The following is a 14,301-nucleotide window of genomic DNA, read 5'->3' on the forward strand; positions in this document are numbered from 1 at the left end:
ATTATTTAATTTTTTGGCTACTTTAAAACAGGAAATTTGCTTCTTTTTTTATTGTAGCATGTACTTCCCTTAATGCCCTATTTCTTGATTATTGTTAAAAGAGTAATAGAAGAATATGGAGGCGATCCCCTTTTTGATTGGCAATAGCAACCTATCCGCCAACAATGGTACCACCATTGACATGGATGGTTTGTCCACTTACGTAACTCGAATCATCCGAGGCCAAATAAACATAAGCAGGTGCCAGCTCATACGGTTGTCCTGCTCTTCCCATTGGTGTGTCCGAGCCAAAAGTGGCAACTTGATCTGCTGTAAAAGTGGATGGTATCAATGGTGTCCAAATCGGTCCCGGTGCTACAGCATTTACCCGGATTCCCTGGGCAGCAAGCGACAATGCCAGTGAACGAGTAAAGGAAACGATGGCCCCCTTTGTTGCCGAATAGTCAATTAGCTGTTCATGGCCATGGTAGGCTGTAATCGAGGCTGTATTAATGATGGAAGCTCCTTTTTTTAAATGTGGTAATGCTATTTTGGACATGTAGAAATATGAAAAAATATTAGTTCTGAACGTTTTCTCCAATTGTGCAGAAGTGATATTTAACAGGCTGTTCTGTGGATGCTGCTCAGCCGCATTATTAACAAGAATATCCAGACTACCGAACTCTTGCAGTATTTTGTCAATGGTACTTTTACAAAAATCTTCATTGCCAATATCACCGGGATACAGCAGGCATTTGCGCCCTTCCGCTTCAATAAGCTGTTTCGTTTCACCGGCATCATCATGTTCTTCCAAATAGACAACGGCAACATCTGCCCCTTCTTTTGCAAAAAGAAGCGCAACAGCCTTCCCAATTCCGCTGTCTCCTCCTGTAATAATCGCCTTTTTACCAGATAGTTTTCCGCCAGCCTTGTATGTAGGAATTAATGATGTTGGACGGGGATTCATTTCCGTTTCAACTCCAGGCTGCTTGTTTTGATGCTGAGGGGGAAAAGTTGACTTCTTTTGATTTTGATTCATACAAATACCTCCAAGTGATCATTTCACTTGTTAGTTTTTGGAATAAAGCTTTAAATTATTAGGAGGAATCAAATCCGAGTAATATTTGCAGGTTTATAAAATGGATTCGCAAACAACCTCCAAAAAAGTTAATGAAAGTAAAAAAATCCAACGATCGAAAACGAAGACGAAAATTATTCTTCGATTGATTCGTTTTTGGCATTTAGAGTAAAAAAGGGTTATTGAATGCAATTAATACAAATCTGGAATCTTCAAATAAATCTTTATAATTATTTCTGATTACAATTTACTCAGCACAATCACACCAATACTCTAAATTTCCAACTTTATCATAGTAGACCTAAGCCGTTTGATCGATTACAGCCATAAGAATGTACCACTTCTGCCATGTTTTGTACGCACAGTTGCCACTGAATTTACCACTTGCTGTCAACGTATTTACCAATAGAAAAACTTTAGAGATATTGAATTAGAAAAGCCTAATCCTCCAATTTTACCGAGGAATTAGGCTTATCTCTCAATCGCATCGGATTGTTGACTATCATCTTCTATTGCATAGTATGGTTGTACTGCGCAGCAAATTACTATGTTGGTTTTTTACATTCTTATTCAACATAAGGGTCCGTTTAAGTCGCTTCTCCACAAACCATTATGCACATATATAATACACCTGTTTTTCTAGTTACTTGTTGTATTAAAAATGGACACCATGGATGACCAAAAGGTCCAAAAAACTAAAATTTCTATTGTATCTTTTCATTATTAAACATCTTGTTTATTACCTTAAATAATTTTGATATATCTTCAAATTCTAAGATACGAGAATCATCCAATTCTAATTTTGCCTTTTTAAAACCACTAGGAAGTTTTAAAGGACTCAAGTTACCCTTTACCTTTAAAATATTCGGAATATCTTCTTGTCTAATTTTGATTGTAATCCCCATATCTTCCTGAACGGTTAGGATTGCACCTATCCTTTCTGGATTAAAACCCTCTGGCCATTTTGTATTTTTATTATAAAACGCTCCTTTGAAATTCGCTTCGTTAATTCTTAAGCAACTCATGTTAGCGTTAGACAAATTTGCTCCACTAAAATCTGCCTTCCAGATGTCTGCTTCTGTTAAATCAGCCCCTGACAGGTCCGAAGAAATTAAATCAGCACCATTTAATTTTGCATTCCTCAGATTGGCACCTTTTAAATTAACCCTTTCTAATATCGCAACCATTAGATAAGCTCCCGTTAAATCGCAACCATATAGATTTGCTGAGGATAAATCAGCTCCTCGTAAGTTTGTATATCTAAAACTTGTGCCCCTTAAATCATATTCATTTAACATAACCCTGTGCAAATCTAAGCCATCCAATATAGCTGCTCTCAAGGATTCTACTTCAATTTCTAAGGGTTCATTTGCGATTCTTTGAATAAACATAAAAACCCCCTCCTTCTCAAATAAAATCGCGATCCCACTCAGTCGTATCCACATTTACTTCCGACCACTCACGTATATATTGCTCTTTCTTTACATTATTGCATGGCCTTTCGTTTAAATCATCCTCCCACCCAACGATTCTAGCCGCAACATATCGGTGGTGCCCCTTAATAATTACTCCATCATCAACTTTTATATCTGGTGGAGGGAACTTTCCATCTAATATCATTTGTACATATCTTTTAATCATAGGTAACGATACAGCTTTTTGATGGGCTTTATAATTACAGCCTTCCATTACCTTATTCCATGTAGCTTCATCAATTAGCTTATCAACTAAAGTTAGAATTTCATCTGCCTCATCTATCGTAAAAGCATTTAATGCACTTGAAATGATTTTCCAATCTGAAGTTAATCTGATTGGAAGTGTTGATATAGAATTACAATTCGGAACCAAATATGGTTGAACAAGTATTTCTTGCAACATTTAAAACCCCACTCAAAAGATTTTTATCTACAGATATTAAGGGATATGCCACTAACCTTTTAAGATACCTTAATATCATTATCCAAGTAAATATTTAACATTTATTATTAACTCAACTTTCGCACCTAGAAAAATGTGCTAAGCTTAAATGTCTGTAAAGCTCGGAGTTGTTGAAATAAAGTACTTGCCCTTAAATATAGGCATGAAAAAGCACCTCTTCGTTTGGTATAGTTGATTTGTCGAGAATCACAATACCATACAGAAGAGGTGCCTCCTATATGATATCGAATAATGGTCAAAATAAGCAACTACCAAATGAACTAACATCCACATTTAAAGAATTACAAGTACTAAAGCATCTAAGAAAAGCTGGTATTACAAAGTCTCTGGGCTTTTCTTGTGGTTATCTTTTTCAATTAATTTTTTGTTTGATCTTTGAAAATAAGAATTGGTATCGGACGCTTGAAAGTAGAAAATCTGCCGATTTTCCTGCTAAGGACTCCGTCTATCGTTTCTTGAATCAGTCCACCTTTGCGTGGCGTAGATTTTTACTGTTTCTTAGCGTTCACACAATTGGAAAAGTAACGAAACTCTCGAATCATGAAAGACCGAAGGTCCTAGTATTAGATGATTCTTCTTATGATCGAAATCGTAGTAAATCCGTCGAATTACTAGCTCGTTGTTTTGATCATGCCTCTCAAAAAATGCGCTTTTATAAAGGCTTCCGTATGCTTACCCTTGGTTGGTCAGATGGTGCAACGTTCATTCCTGTGGACTTTTCTTTATTGAGCTCTAAAACAAGCCAAATTAACGGAATATCAAGTAAAATCGACAAGAGAAGCACCGGCTACAAACGCCGTCTTGAAGCCTTACAAACTGCTCCAGAACAAATTCCTTATATGATTCAACGTGCATTGAACGCTGGGATTGATGCTTCATATGTGTTGATGGATACTTGGTTTACCCATCAACCACTTATTAAGAACATCAAAGAGCAGGGGCTTGATGTAATTGGCATGGTTAAGAATTTAAAACAACGTTACCTTGTAGATGATAAGCGTGTCAGCTTAAAGGAACTCTATCGTTTGGCAGCACCTATTCAAGGAAAAAAGGGATTCTTCGCTCCATTCATACTACCCAAGCCAATGGAGTTGTAGTTAAAATGGTATTCGTTCAAAACCGTAATAAAAAGAGCGAATGGTTAGCGATTCTGAGTACAGACTGTACGCTAAGTGACCAAGAAATCATCAGAATTTATGGAATGAGATGGGACATTGAAGTGTTTTTCAAAACAACGAAATCCCTATTAAAACTCCAAAAGGAGTTTCAAGGTCGTTCCTATGATTCCTTAATTAGTCATACAACGATAGTTTTTGCACGATATATTGTTCTGGCCTGGCAAAACAGATGTAGTACGGACCAAAGAACATTAGGCGGTATGTTTTATGAACTTTGTGATGAAATCAGTGACCTCGATTGGGCAATTGCGCTTCAGCAATTAATCGAGCTTCTTGAAGATACCCTTAAAGAGAGTAACAAAAAAATTCAAAAGTTAATTAAAAGTCAACTACAACAATGGATCGCGGGCTTACCTAACTATATCAAGGCATACCTGCCTATTTCAGTCTGCGAAAGTTGAGTTATTAATAATAACATATATTTTATTTCCTTCATGTGAACTCGCAAATATTCTTTGATTTATTCTGTTAACTTTCTTTCCGAGTATGAACTAATGAATTTATCGTATTATAAAGTATCCTTTTTGAAGTAAGTTGGGCTTAGCTTATGTACATTCTTTCACAAAGTTACCTAAAAATTAAAACTTTTTGCTGCGCAGTAATGGTCAAATACGAAATTAAGCGAGGCACTCTACGATGTATTTCTGTAGAGTGCCTCGCTATTTTATGTTCTTTTTCATTCTATTCCATCAAGATTCATTTCCCATTTTTACTTGTATAAAAACCTATGTGCTTCATCGTCACTGGCAATCCATTCCTTGTCATAATGACTATCAGCCCAAGAAGTTTTTCCTACAGTACGTATATGAAGAACTCCACCTGAGATTGTGTATATTCTTTCTTCTCTGGAATTTCTTTCCTCAGAATAGGTCTTCCTAGTAAAACCTTCGTTTTGCTCTAAGATTCTTTGCCTCGTAGAACTTGTTAATCGTACCATATTTCCCTCCTTGTAGTGTATAGGTAATGTTTATGTATCCAATCATTAATACCAATTTTTCGTTTACCCTAAGTCTGTTTCCTAAAACCTTGGAAACAGACTCATATTATCATTATCTACCTAGTTTATTATCAATCTCGGTTGTATCTACATTCTCGCCAAATAAATCTTTTAGTTTATTTTTGGCTTGCATTTTAATTTCATCATCCACATATAGAGCTACTTGAACTAAAGCGAATATTACAACACTTAAGTCATCAGCATACCCTACACCAACTGCTAAGTCGGGTATAATATCTAGAGGTAAAATAAAGTAACCTAAAGCCCCAACAATGGTTGCTTTAACTTTTAATGGTACATCTGGCTTTTGAAGTGTGTAATAAAGTAATAGAACGGCGTAGACTACAGAAGTTCCAGCTCTTTTAGAAAACTTTTGAACCTTAGTCCAAAATTTTTCCTCTGAGAAATGCTCTTCGTGTTGGTTTATATCTTCAGCATTCAGTTTTTCTGCTTCATCTTTTAATTCAATAACTAGTTCTTCTTCAATTTCAATTTCATCGACTTCATCAATATTAGATGAGGATAATTCGTCTAGAGCTGTTTTCTTCTTAAATAGATTTTTTAACATGAAATCACTCCAAGGATTAGTAAATTACAAATACATTTTACACTATAATTTTCCATTTATCATCATTTAATATAAAAAACTAGTATTTCAAATAACTATGTTGAAATTGTTTACATTTTGCTTTTTCCTCTTCTAACCTTATAGATTATATACTTCTCCGATCAAATACTCTTGGTCTTAAAAACAAAAATGAGTAGATTTATTCCTACTCATTTCCCACTTATCCTTATTAACTTTTTTGTTTCAGTATGTTTTGGAATTCAATATATTGTTTAAGTATGAGGCGATAATGAGAGTCTTCTGGATACTCCCTATCAACAGATGCTATCAAAGAAGGAGTAAGCTCTGTTTCTCCATTATATAAACCTTTGTTAAGGATCCCGTTTCACCGTCTAATATAATCTTTTACAGATTTATCTCCCAAATGATAATTCTTTCTTAGAAAATCCCCAAATTCCATACCATATCCCTACTCTCACTATTATATTCTAATATATCTATTCCCTACCATCTGCTTCTTTTCCTTTTCAAAGGGAGCAGAAAAATCATTAATGAAGAACTTTACTGCGCAGTATAGTCTACTACGTAATAAAAAAGTTACTCTTAATCAGTCCAGTTTACGTAAGGCCGGTCTTATTAAAATTCAAACAAATTTTTTTCATTTTTGATACTCCAAACTATGACTTTATAACTCTTATGTCCAGTTAGGATTGCGGTGGTAAACGGCCTGTCATTACCCGGTACTCATGGGGATCGCTCCATTCTTGCACTTCTTACGATATTCCGACCATTTCTTTCTGTTCGACTTGTCAATTACTTTAAAATCTCATACTGTGTTCTTAAAATTTTCTTTACTAGTTCAAACTTTTCTTTAGAATCAATTACTTCAAACGGAATATACACTTCATGTTTTTTTAATACAAAGTTTCGTAGTTCTTGGATATCAAAACGTAAGAGTTGTTGAATTTCCTTTTGTATCATTTTTCCTTTAGTAGATTCTTGATTACCAGGGTCAACATGAAGGATTAAACAGTTGTAACGTTTATCTCCAAATAACGTGGCAAACTTTGATCTCTTGCCACCAAATCGAAAAGGTTTATAGCCTAACGTTAGACTTTTTGGAGCGAGGGTAAATTCCATTGGACCTAAGCCATTTATAAATTTATGTAATTCACTAAATACTTGTAATTCGTTCACTTTCTTCTCTCCTTCGATTTTTGCGTTTCTATTCTTTTCGACCAAAGCAGTATTTTTGCATTCATTCATAGTAAAAAATAATCAAGTTCCTCCTGATAACCGATAGCTTTCATAAATTTATTAACATATTGGTGTTGAATGGTTTGAGATTGGCCTAATTTAATCTGGGATAAGTGAAGCTGCGCTGACTTAAAAGCATGTTTGACAGTTGTGTTTAACTGAAGCTTTTGGTCAACTCTCGCTGAAGCATTCATGTTTGTTCGCGCAATATCAAATAAATAAACTCCCATGGCTTGTAATAGTTTATTATTTTTTCTGGCTACTAAATTCCTAATTTCAGCACGAATGTCCTCTAATGATGTCTCCATTAATTGAATGTGTAAACCACTACTAATGTTATAGTTAGTTTCCAACTCATCGATAAGTAATTTATGTGAAATGGCATTATCTATTCGACAAATCAGTACATGGATGTCTTCATCAAACATCACTATAGAATCCATTGTTATGAGCCCAGGTGGCCGATAGTAAACTAACAAATGGCCTAGTTCATGTGCTTCGGCTTCTAGGCGTTCTTCATTCGATAAGGATTCAAGAATGAAAATCTGCCAAACGATTCCCTCATTTGTAACTTGAGCGGGGCTCTGTGAAAACAAACCATAAGCTTCTGCTTTTTCCAATGGTATAAGATGAACATTATAGTTGCATAAAGACTGCACATCTAATCTTAATCTTTCTAATGAATTTAGCATTAAAGTTATCCCCCTTTTTTGTTGTTCGCTTATATCTGAAAAAATGTGAACAATGAGGTAAAAACTTTGATGATTAGAAACTCATAAGAATAAAATGTTAAATTTATCAAAATCTGTAATTCTATACCGTTTTCAAAAGATTCATTTATAAACAGAAATTTTCATATAATGCCCCCAAATTTTTGGAAATTAAATACAATAATTCAGAGATTAATTATTTCATATATTTAACTTCCATCACAAATTACAAAATCCTACCAATTCATTGATAAAAAAACGACATTCTTATGACGAATGCCGTTGAAAAAATATGAAAGGCTAATGCATCACCAGTAAAAACCCCACTGCAAGGGTTCGAAGATGATGAGAGAATATCTGAATGTTTTTCAACTATCGTTTTAAATTCTTCATCTGGTTTGTTTAAGTTTATGTGTTATAACAATGCTCACGGTAATCATACCATAGGTAAAACGAAAACAGCCTGGGTCCACCGTCCAGACTGCCTAAACTAATTCTCTTTTACCTTCTGGTCGATTCTTTCAAGTTCAGCAGAAGGGTTCCTCCACCAGTTTCGACTCCAAATTCGTTCAATCACCCATCCTCTGTTTTCGAGGAACTTCTGGCGATAGACGTCTCTTTCTTTGGCATTTGCGGAGCTATGGTACATGGCGCCGTCACACTCGATGCCTAGGATATACCTTGAGGTTTCCTCTGGATGAACGATGGCTAAATCAATTCGGTAGCCGGACATGCCCACTTGTGTCGTGACCTCGTAATCAAGATTCCTTAATCCTCTGTAGACCTGCTCTTCAAACGGGGAGTCAAAATGCAATTCTTTTGTCTGAACTTGGGTATTGACATTTTCATTGATTTCTTGAATCACAGCACTGATTTGCTCCCTCTGAGTATGGGCGACTGCCTTGACGTATTTTAAGTATGATTTTAATAATTTTGGTCCTAATTGCGAGGTGCTCGCAACGTTCAGTTCATCGGGCTCGATGCTTGTGATGACGATGATTTCCTCTTTCGCTCTTGTGATCGCGACATTCAAGCGATTTTCGCCGCCTTTTTGATTGAGCATTCCAAAGCGGTTAAAAATCCGACCTTCTTCATTTGGTGCATATCCAATCGAGAAAAGGATAATATCTCTTTCGTCCCCTTGGACATTCTCGATATTCTTTACAAACACTCGTTCATCGAGATCCCTTGACATCATTTGATTATAAACGGCGCCGAATTCTTCCGATTATTCCCCGGTTAATGTGAATTACAAGGGTAGGAAATACTGTGCTTATTTTCAACATTAGCACAAAACGCAGGCTCGGTTCCGGCATTTCAAGATGAAACGTACAAAAGAATTAGAAGAATTAAAAATGAAATAAGGAAAAGTGAATTAAGCACCCACGCGGTGCTTTTTTATTTCCCCAAAACAAACTGTAACGCTACAGGGTAAAAAATCGAAAATTGATAAATTAGCTTAATTTTTTTATTTTGATGTGTAAATGAAGTACAACTGCCACATATTAGTGAAGAGGCAAGAAGAATATCTACTAATGTCAAAAATATTGAGGAAAAGGAGATGATGTGATGAGTTTTAAAGACGAATTTATTCCGAAAGTCCACGAGGTTTTTAAGAAAGAATTAACTATCAGTAGGACGTTAGACGAAACGTTTATAATGATTAGAAATTACTTTCTTGATTTAGAATATAGTTTGAGGGATGTATTGGAAGTTGCTGAAAAAAATTTCGAAATAGAAACCGAAGATTACTTTTGCAAGGTTCGACTGTTTAATTATAGATTGGAAGTAAAATTCACAAATAAAAAAATTGAAATAGAAAATATTCGTTCTGGATATGGGCATGAATTTTATTTCAACGAAAACACATACAGTTTTATGGGGCCAGATGATAAAGTTTTTGATGAAAGTGTATTAGATTCATTTTTAAGGGAAACATTTGAATCTTCAATAAGTGATTTACTTAGATAAAAAATATTTGCAGGACAAGGCACTCTGTTTATTGAGTGCTTTTTCTTTTGTCCCAAAAAACTGTAACGTTACAACCAAAGTAGTGAAACGCATTATAAATATATAAAAGATATTCCCCTTTGGAATCCAAGTACCCCCTATACAATACATAATTTTCCCCTAGCCAACCAGCTGGTAATTCTTCAATCGATATCAACTTTACTTTTGAACTTCGGAACTGTTTAACCACTTCTGCATCCAATCTATAGACCCCAAAAATGAGGAATTGCTTTCGGTTGGGTTTGATGCCTATACGCTTATAAAGACTGGTGATCTTGAAATGGGATGACGATATACATAATGAGTTTTTAGAAGCCCTTGAAAAGAAAGGACTTCATTATAAAACGGATATTGAATTTGATTGGGATGAGGATGATTTGGAAGACCTATTTCCTGTGTTATGGGAAAGGTTTGGGGAAGAACCGCTAGGGTAAAAGGAAACAACTTGGTGTGAGTGATTGGGGGTTAATACCCCCCTCCTACCTATGAGTTCCGTGTTACTCATTGGATTGGTTCATGAGTTTGATTCCATTCCCCATTTTCAAACCGTTTACTAAAACCCGATTTTAAGGATTAATCGTATATTACATTTTTTCCTTCTTCACTTAACTTTTTTAAAGATGCAAGCATATGATTTATTTCTTCGTCGGAATGTCTTTCCCATGAACTTAATTCGGCTACTATTTTCAAAGGAGATTTAGACCTATAAGAACGTGTTGGGTTTCCAGGAAATCTTTTGTCAGTTAAGTTCGGATCATTTTCAAAATCACCCATTGGCTCTACAATATAAATTCTTTCTTTTGCTGTAGATCTTGCTAATTCTGCACCCCATTTAGCAGCATTCAATGTTGCAGTAAAATATATATAGTTAGATTTTTTTTCTTGGTAATTTGATAAGTATTGTGGTTCTAATAAATCCCCAATTTTAAGTTCAGCTTTAGTACCATGAAGAAAAGGACCATTATCTAAGACATCTTTTTTGTCATTCATACGATACACCTCTCATGTTTTTAGAAATATACAACAGTCTAGTATGTTAATTTTTAGACAGAGTAGTCTATAAATGGAGCAAAAGCAGGAATGTCCGCTAACCTAAAACTTCACATCAACATTTTTAAAGATCCATTACCATTTCCTCTATATTCCTCCTCAACGTAAACTGCACATACCCAAGGATACAAATCCATAGTGTAATAAAATCATTTGTGAATAGACCTCCACAGCAAAATTCATTTAATATTCTGCAATGAACTACAATAACTTAAAACTTGACAAGAAAATTTATTTATGCTATAATTTACAACTTTAATATTTGTATGTATAATAAGGTTCTCCTGGCCAGGGGAATCTTATTTTTGTTATAAGGGAGGATTAAAGTATGAAGAAAAGTGAATCGAGTTTAACTTCCTTAATATCAGCCTTTGGTAGAGCATACCACAGTAAATATGACATACCCAAAATTTTTAATGATTTTATTGCAAATGATTTAATTACCGAAAATGAGTTTTCTGATATCAGTAAGAACATGATTCAAGGTATACCGTTTTTTAACAAAGAGATTTCTCAAAGGTTTAAAGACGATCCAGATGAAATTTTAAAATGGATTACACAGGTCCAACTTTCACCTACTCCCCTAGCACGGGCTGCCTATTGCGAAAAAGTATTACTTAATGAAGTTATGCTAGGCGTGAAACAGTACGTCATTCTTGGAGCCGGATTAGATACATTTTGTTTCCGCCATCCAGAATTATCCGACAGGTTAGAAATATTTGAAGTGGATCATCCTGCAACACAAGCATTTAAAAAGACTAGATTGAAAGATACAAACTATCAAATTCCCGACCATCTTCATTTTGTTTCAATGGATTTCACTGAAGAATTTTCTATCCAAAATCTCGTTGAGGAAGGTTTTATGCCTAACAAAAAAACTTTCTTTAGTTTTTTAGGTGTTTCTTATTATTTAACAAAAGAAGAAAATGCTATCTTGATTAATAAATTATTTTCCAAAGTTCCAGAAGGAAGTTCTATTGTTTTTGATTATGCAGACGAAAAACTATTTGAAGAGAAAGGCATATCTAATCGGGTTCAAAATATGGTTCAAATGGCCGCTGCTAGCGGTGAGCCAATGAAGTCTTGTTTTACTTATCATGAACTTGAGAAAATGTTGGAAAATGCAGGTTTACTCATTTACGAACATTTGTCACCACTTACCATTAACAATCAATTCTTTCAAAATAGAACAGATTACTTATCTGCATTCGAAACGATTCATTATATTCACGCTGTTAAAAAATAAAAAAAAGGTGACAGGCATCATCCAGAAAATTGGATGATGCCTGTACCTTGAGACTATTAAAATTGTTGTCCATACGATTATTAATCACTTAAAGCATCAAGTTCCAATCGATTCCGAAAATTCCCCATCTGTCCTTTCAGGTGGTTGGATTGTACCGGCCCTAAACCAAAAATAGAACCAGATCATGTAACTTCCGCTTCTTCCTTGGAAATCTCGTAAATTCAATTTCTATCAATAAGATCTCACCCGTTTTCACCTATATAAATACTTCTAGACTTTATAGCGTCTACTACTCTTACCAGTAAAACTTCTAGTTCACTCTTGGTTTGAAACGTATAAGTATATCCAAAATTCGACTTAAATTTGCCTTCCTCTTCTTTTTTAGGGAAACGTCTTAAAGCCGTACTTTTAACCTGTTTGTTTGGCACCTCCACTAACATTTTCGTTTGCTCAACCAGTGAAGGATGAATAGCTACTGTTGGAGTTGCTCTATCTAATAGATAGACAAATTCTTTATACTCCTCATGTTCAAATTCAGCAGCTTTTTTTGTTAGATTTCTCATTTTAAAATTTATTTTTTCAAATGATGATTGAAATCTTTCTAAAGGCACACTTCGCTCAGTGGACCTAACTGAATTAAGATCTTTGGGAACTTTGGATCCTTTCTTCTCTTTAACGACTGAATGTTGTTGTTTTTCTTGCTTTAACTGCTCCAGTTGTCCTTCTATTTCAGCAAGTCTTTGTTGAGTCTGTTTGATATAATCATCCATCCATTGTTTCAAATTATTATGATCTTGATTATTTCGAGAAGGTAACTGGTATGTGGGAGCAGTAAATGTATAACTAACATAGACTTCGGCATACCATACACTAAGTTCAAAAAGTGCCCGGTGTGCTTGTTTTGCAACTTCTTGATCAATCTCTGTAACTTGATGAGACGCAATGTTTCCGTTTTTTCTTATGTATTCTAATTTTTTATAAATTTCATCATGAATTACGTCGTTTTTAAACAATCTATTTATCTTTTCCACCTGTTTCAATGGATACACTTCACTCATATTTTCTTGCTCAAAAATCATTGATACTAGCGTTTCACCAAACAAGCGCGCTTGAGTCATAGCTGCTTGTGGTTGCTCCCATAAAAGTGCCTCAATCCGTAATGCTAACTCTTCTAATGTACTAGAAAACTCTCCAAGAAAATTAAATATACTAGATTTCATTCTCTTACCACTTCCTTTTTTCCTAAAACTACCTATTAGTTTATCACTTTTTTCTTATATGAGAATAGGCACCCCTAAATGCAATTGGTGGTTAAGTGATAAATAAGCCTTTTTCTCTTTCTATCAAATAAGGACTGAGGGATTGTCCCACCCAGCATAAAAAAAGCACTTAACCAAAAGGACAGTGCTAAGAACTAACTTTGTAAACTAGGGGATCTTGTGTTTCCCTAATTATTACCACCAATGGTTTGGCCTTTGGAAACACGGGGACTATATTATTTTAAGGGATTCTACATAAGGGGAAGGTTCGAGACCAGTAAAACTAAACTAGCTCACCCATCACTAAACCACGCAAAACAGTTACCTAGGGTTCCTTAACAACCAAGACCTTTTGAAAAAACGGATAGAACAAATACCCAATACACACACCTAAGACGTTTAGGATTAGATCATCAATATCTAAACTTCCTCTTTTTGTAAAGTATTGTAACCATTCAATCGTGCTGATGGTACACATGGAGATTAAAAGCAATTGTTTCATACCAGGCGTCTTCTTTGTATATCGATAATACAACCCAAATGGTATGAATAAACCAATATTTGCACCTAAATTATAAAGTGCAATTAAATAATCAACATTTCCAGTCAGATAAAAAAAGATGGTATCGAAAGGAATAAGATTAATGGTTCTGTGACTTTGGCCATTGGGTCTGAAAAATAGCAAAATAAGCAATCCTATGGAATAAAAAATTGTTAAACCATGGAAGATATTTTTCGACAATCTAATTTTTTCATTTTTCGCCCAAAATACACCAAATAAAACGAGAAAATAAACACAAAACCAAACAACTCCTACGACAATCGGATGTAGGTATTTTGTTAATTCAATCCATACCGGTAAAAGAATGATAAATACAATTTGAGAATATAGTAAACTATGTTTTATGTTTTTATTCATGTTTCTCCTATGTTCCGTTTTAAAAATTTTATCCATGACGGTTAATCCCAGAGTGTTTTCATAGATTTGTTTTACAAGAGGATGAAAATAAAAGAGGTGCCACAGCGACTAT

General features: G+C 34.8%; 14 protein-coding genes and 1 pseudogene. 4 read left to right on the plus strand and 11 right to left on the minus strand.

Annotation, left to right across the window (positions count from 1 at the left end):
• Positions 1 to 151: 151 nt before the first annotated feature.
• From B1NLA3E_RS12075 to B1NLA3E_RS12085, 3 genes are all read right to left on the minus strand, one after another.
• Entirely contained in the window at positions 152 to 1,018 is an 867-nt protein-coding gene (locus tag B1NLA3E_RS12075; protein ID WP_015594119.1) for an SDR family oxidoreductase, read from the minus strand.
• A 743-nt stretch (positions 1,019 to 1,761) separates the two neighbouring features.
• Positions 1,762 to 2,448: a pentapeptide repeat-containing protein gene (locus tag B1NLA3E_RS23305; RefSeq protein ID WP_015594120.1), complete on the minus strand. Its 687-nt coding sequence runs from the start codon at positions 2,446 to 2,448 to the stop codon at positions 1,762 to 1,764.
• A 16-nt stretch (positions 2,449 to 2,464) separates the two neighbouring features.
• A complete protein-coding gene (locus B1NLA3E_RS12085; protein ID WP_015594121.1) occupies positions 2,465 to 2,935 on the minus strand; it encodes a hypothetical protein in 471 nt (156 codons plus the stop codon).
• Positions 2,936 to 3,213: 278 nt separating this feature from the next.
• On the opposite strand from B1NLA3E_RS12085, the pseudogene B1NLA3E_RS12090 reads away from it, so the two are divergent.
• Positions 3,214 to 4,574: pseudogene (locus B1NLA3E_RS12090) on the plus strand (IS4 family transposase).
• A gap of 308 nt (positions 4,575 to 4,882) precedes the next feature.
• Here B1NLA3E_RS12090 and B1NLA3E_RS12095 read toward each other — a convergent pair.
• From B1NLA3E_RS12095 to B1NLA3E_RS12115, 5 genes are all read right to left on the minus strand, one after another.
• Positions 4,883 to 5,110 carry a hypothetical protein gene (locus B1NLA3E_RS12095; protein ID WP_041580492.1) on the minus strand — a complete coding sequence of 76 codons (228 nt, stop codon included), beginning with the start codon at positions 5,108 to 5,110 and terminating at the stop codon, positions 4,883 to 4,885.
• Positions 5,111 to 5,222: 112 nt separating this feature from the next.
• Positions 5,223 to 5,738, minus strand: a complete 516-nt coding sequence (locus B1NLA3E_RS12100; protein ID WP_015594122.1) for a YkvA family protein — start codon at positions 5,736 to 5,738, stop codon at positions 5,223 to 5,225.
• 813 nt (positions 5,739 to 6,551) lie between these two features.
• Positions 6,552 to 6,935, minus strand: a complete 384-nt coding sequence (locus tag B1NLA3E_RS12105; protein ID WP_041581064.1) for a hypothetical protein — start codon at positions 6,933 to 6,935, stop codon at positions 6,552 to 6,554.
• A gap of 65 nt (positions 6,936 to 7,000) precedes the next feature.
• A complete protein-coding gene (locus B1NLA3E_RS12110; protein WP_015594124.1) occupies positions 7,001 to 7,687 on the minus strand; it encodes a hypothetical protein in 687 nt (228 codons plus the stop codon).
• Between the two features lie 508 nt (positions 7,688 to 8,195).
• Positions 8,196 to 8,903 carry an AAA domain-containing protein gene (locus B1NLA3E_RS12115; RefSeq protein ID WP_015594125.1) on the minus strand — a complete coding sequence of 236 codons (708 nt, stop codon included), beginning with the start codon at positions 8,901 to 8,903 and terminating at the stop codon, positions 8,196 to 8,198.
• A 371-nt stretch (positions 8,904 to 9,274) separates the two neighbouring features.
• On the opposite strand from B1NLA3E_RS12115, the gene B1NLA3E_RS12120 reads away from it, so the two are divergent.
• Together B1NLA3E_RS12120 and B1NLA3E_RS12130 are read left to right on the plus strand one after the other, a co-directional pair.
• The gene (locus B1NLA3E_RS12120; protein WP_015594126.1) at positions 9,275 to 9,676 is read left to right on the plus strand and encodes a hypothetical protein; all 402 of its coding nucleotides are present in this window, start codon (positions 9,275 to 9,277) and stop codon (positions 9,674 to 9,676) included.
• Positions 9,677 to 9,984: 308 nt separating this feature from the next.
• Positions 9,985 to 10,149 carry a hypothetical protein gene (locus B1NLA3E_RS12130; RefSeq protein ID WP_015594127.1) on the plus strand — a complete coding sequence of 55 codons (165 nt, stop codon included), beginning with the start codon at positions 9,985 to 9,987 and terminating at the stop codon, positions 10,147 to 10,149.
• A 139-nt stretch (positions 10,150 to 10,288) separates the two neighbouring features.
• On the opposite strand, the gene arr is transcribed toward B1NLA3E_RS12130, so the two are convergent.
• A complete protein-coding gene (gene arr / locus B1NLA3E_RS12135; protein ID WP_015594128.1) occupies positions 10,289 to 10,705 on the minus strand; it encodes an NAD(+)--rifampin ADP-ribosyltransferase in 417 nt (138 codons plus the stop codon).
• Between the two features lie 388 nt (positions 10,706 to 11,093).
• Here arr and B1NLA3E_RS12140 point away from each other — a divergent pair, with 388 nt between their 5' ends.
• The gene (locus tag B1NLA3E_RS12140) at positions 11,094 to 12,011 is read left to right on the plus strand and encodes a class I SAM-dependent methyltransferase (RefSeq protein ID WP_015594129.1); all 918 of its coding nucleotides are present in this window, start codon (positions 11,094 to 11,096) and stop codon (positions 12,009 to 12,011) included.
• Positions 12,012 to 12,253: 242 nt separating this feature from the next.
• Here the strand turns inward: B1NLA3E_RS12140 and B1NLA3E_RS12145 are convergent, their stop codons facing one another.
• On the minus strand, positions 12,254 to 13,231 hold the full coding sequence (locus tag B1NLA3E_RS12145) for a DUF4145 domain-containing protein (protein WP_015594130.1): 978 nt from the start codon (positions 13,229 to 13,231) through the stop codon (positions 12,254 to 12,256).
• Positions 13,232 to 13,595: 364 nt separating this feature from the next.
• Positions 13,596 to 14,189: a VanZ family protein gene (locus B1NLA3E_RS12150; protein WP_041580494.1), complete on the minus strand. Its 594-nt coding sequence runs from the start codon at positions 14,187 to 14,189 to the stop codon at positions 13,596 to 13,598.
• Positions 14,190 to 14,301: the final 112 nt, after the last annotated feature.

The organism is Bacillus sp. 1NLA3E, from assembly GCF_000242895.2.
In the GTDB taxonomy this organism is placed as follows: Bacteria; Bacillota; Bacilli; order Bacillales; family Cytobacillaceae; genus Bacillus_BU.

What these genes read in the sequence shown, in the direction of transcription:
- B1NLA3E_RS12075 (WP_015594119.1), bottom strand. Translation starts at nt 1,018, where the DNA reads ATGAATCAAAATCAAAAGAAGTCAACTTTTCCCCCTCAGCATCAAAAC.
- B1NLA3E_RS23305 (WP_015594120.1), bottom strand. Translation starts at nt 2,448, where the DNA reads ATGTTTATTCAAAGAATCGCAAATGAACCCTTAGAAATTGAAGTAGAA.
- B1NLA3E_RS12085 (WP_015594121.1), bottom strand. Translation starts at nt 2,935, where the DNA reads ATGTTGCAAGAAATACTTGTTCAACCATATTTGGTTCCGAATTGTAAT.
- B1NLA3E_RS12095 (WP_041580492.1), bottom strand. Translation starts at nt 5,110, where the DNA reads ATGGTACGATTAACAAGTTCTACGAGGCAAAGAATCTTAGAGCAAAAC.
- B1NLA3E_RS12100 (WP_015594122.1), bottom strand. Translation starts at nt 5,738, where the DNA reads ATGTTAAAAAATCTATTTAAGAAGAAAACAGCTCTAGACGAATTATCC.
- B1NLA3E_RS12110 (WP_015594124.1), bottom strand. Translation starts at nt 7,687, where the DNA reads ATGCTAAATTCATTAGAAAGATTAAGATTAGATGTGCAGTCTTTATGC.
- B1NLA3E_RS12115 (WP_015594125.1), bottom strand. Translation starts at nt 8,903, where the DNA reads ATGATGTCAAGGGATCTCGATGAACGAGTGTTTGTAAAGAATATCGAG.
- B1NLA3E_RS12120 (WP_015594126.1), top strand. Translation starts at nt 9,275, where the DNA reads ATGAGTTTTAAAGACGAATTTATTCCGAAAGTCCACGAGGTTTTTAAG.
- arr (WP_015594128.1), bottom strand. Translation starts at nt 10,705, where the DNA reads ATGAATGACAAAAAAGATGTCTTAGATAATGGTCCTTTTCTTCATGGT.
- B1NLA3E_RS12140 (WP_015594129.1), top strand. Translation starts at nt 11,094, where the DNA reads ATGAAGAAAAGTGAATCGAGTTTAACTTCCTTAATATCAGCCTTTGGT.
- B1NLA3E_RS12145 (WP_015594130.1), bottom strand. Translation starts at nt 13,231, where the DNA reads ATGAAATCTAGTATATTTAATTTTCTTGGAGAGTTTTCTAGTACATTA.
- B1NLA3E_RS12150 (WP_041580494.1), bottom strand. Translation starts at nt 14,189, where the DNA reads ATGAATAAAAACATAAAACATAGTTTACTATATTCTCAAATTGTATTT.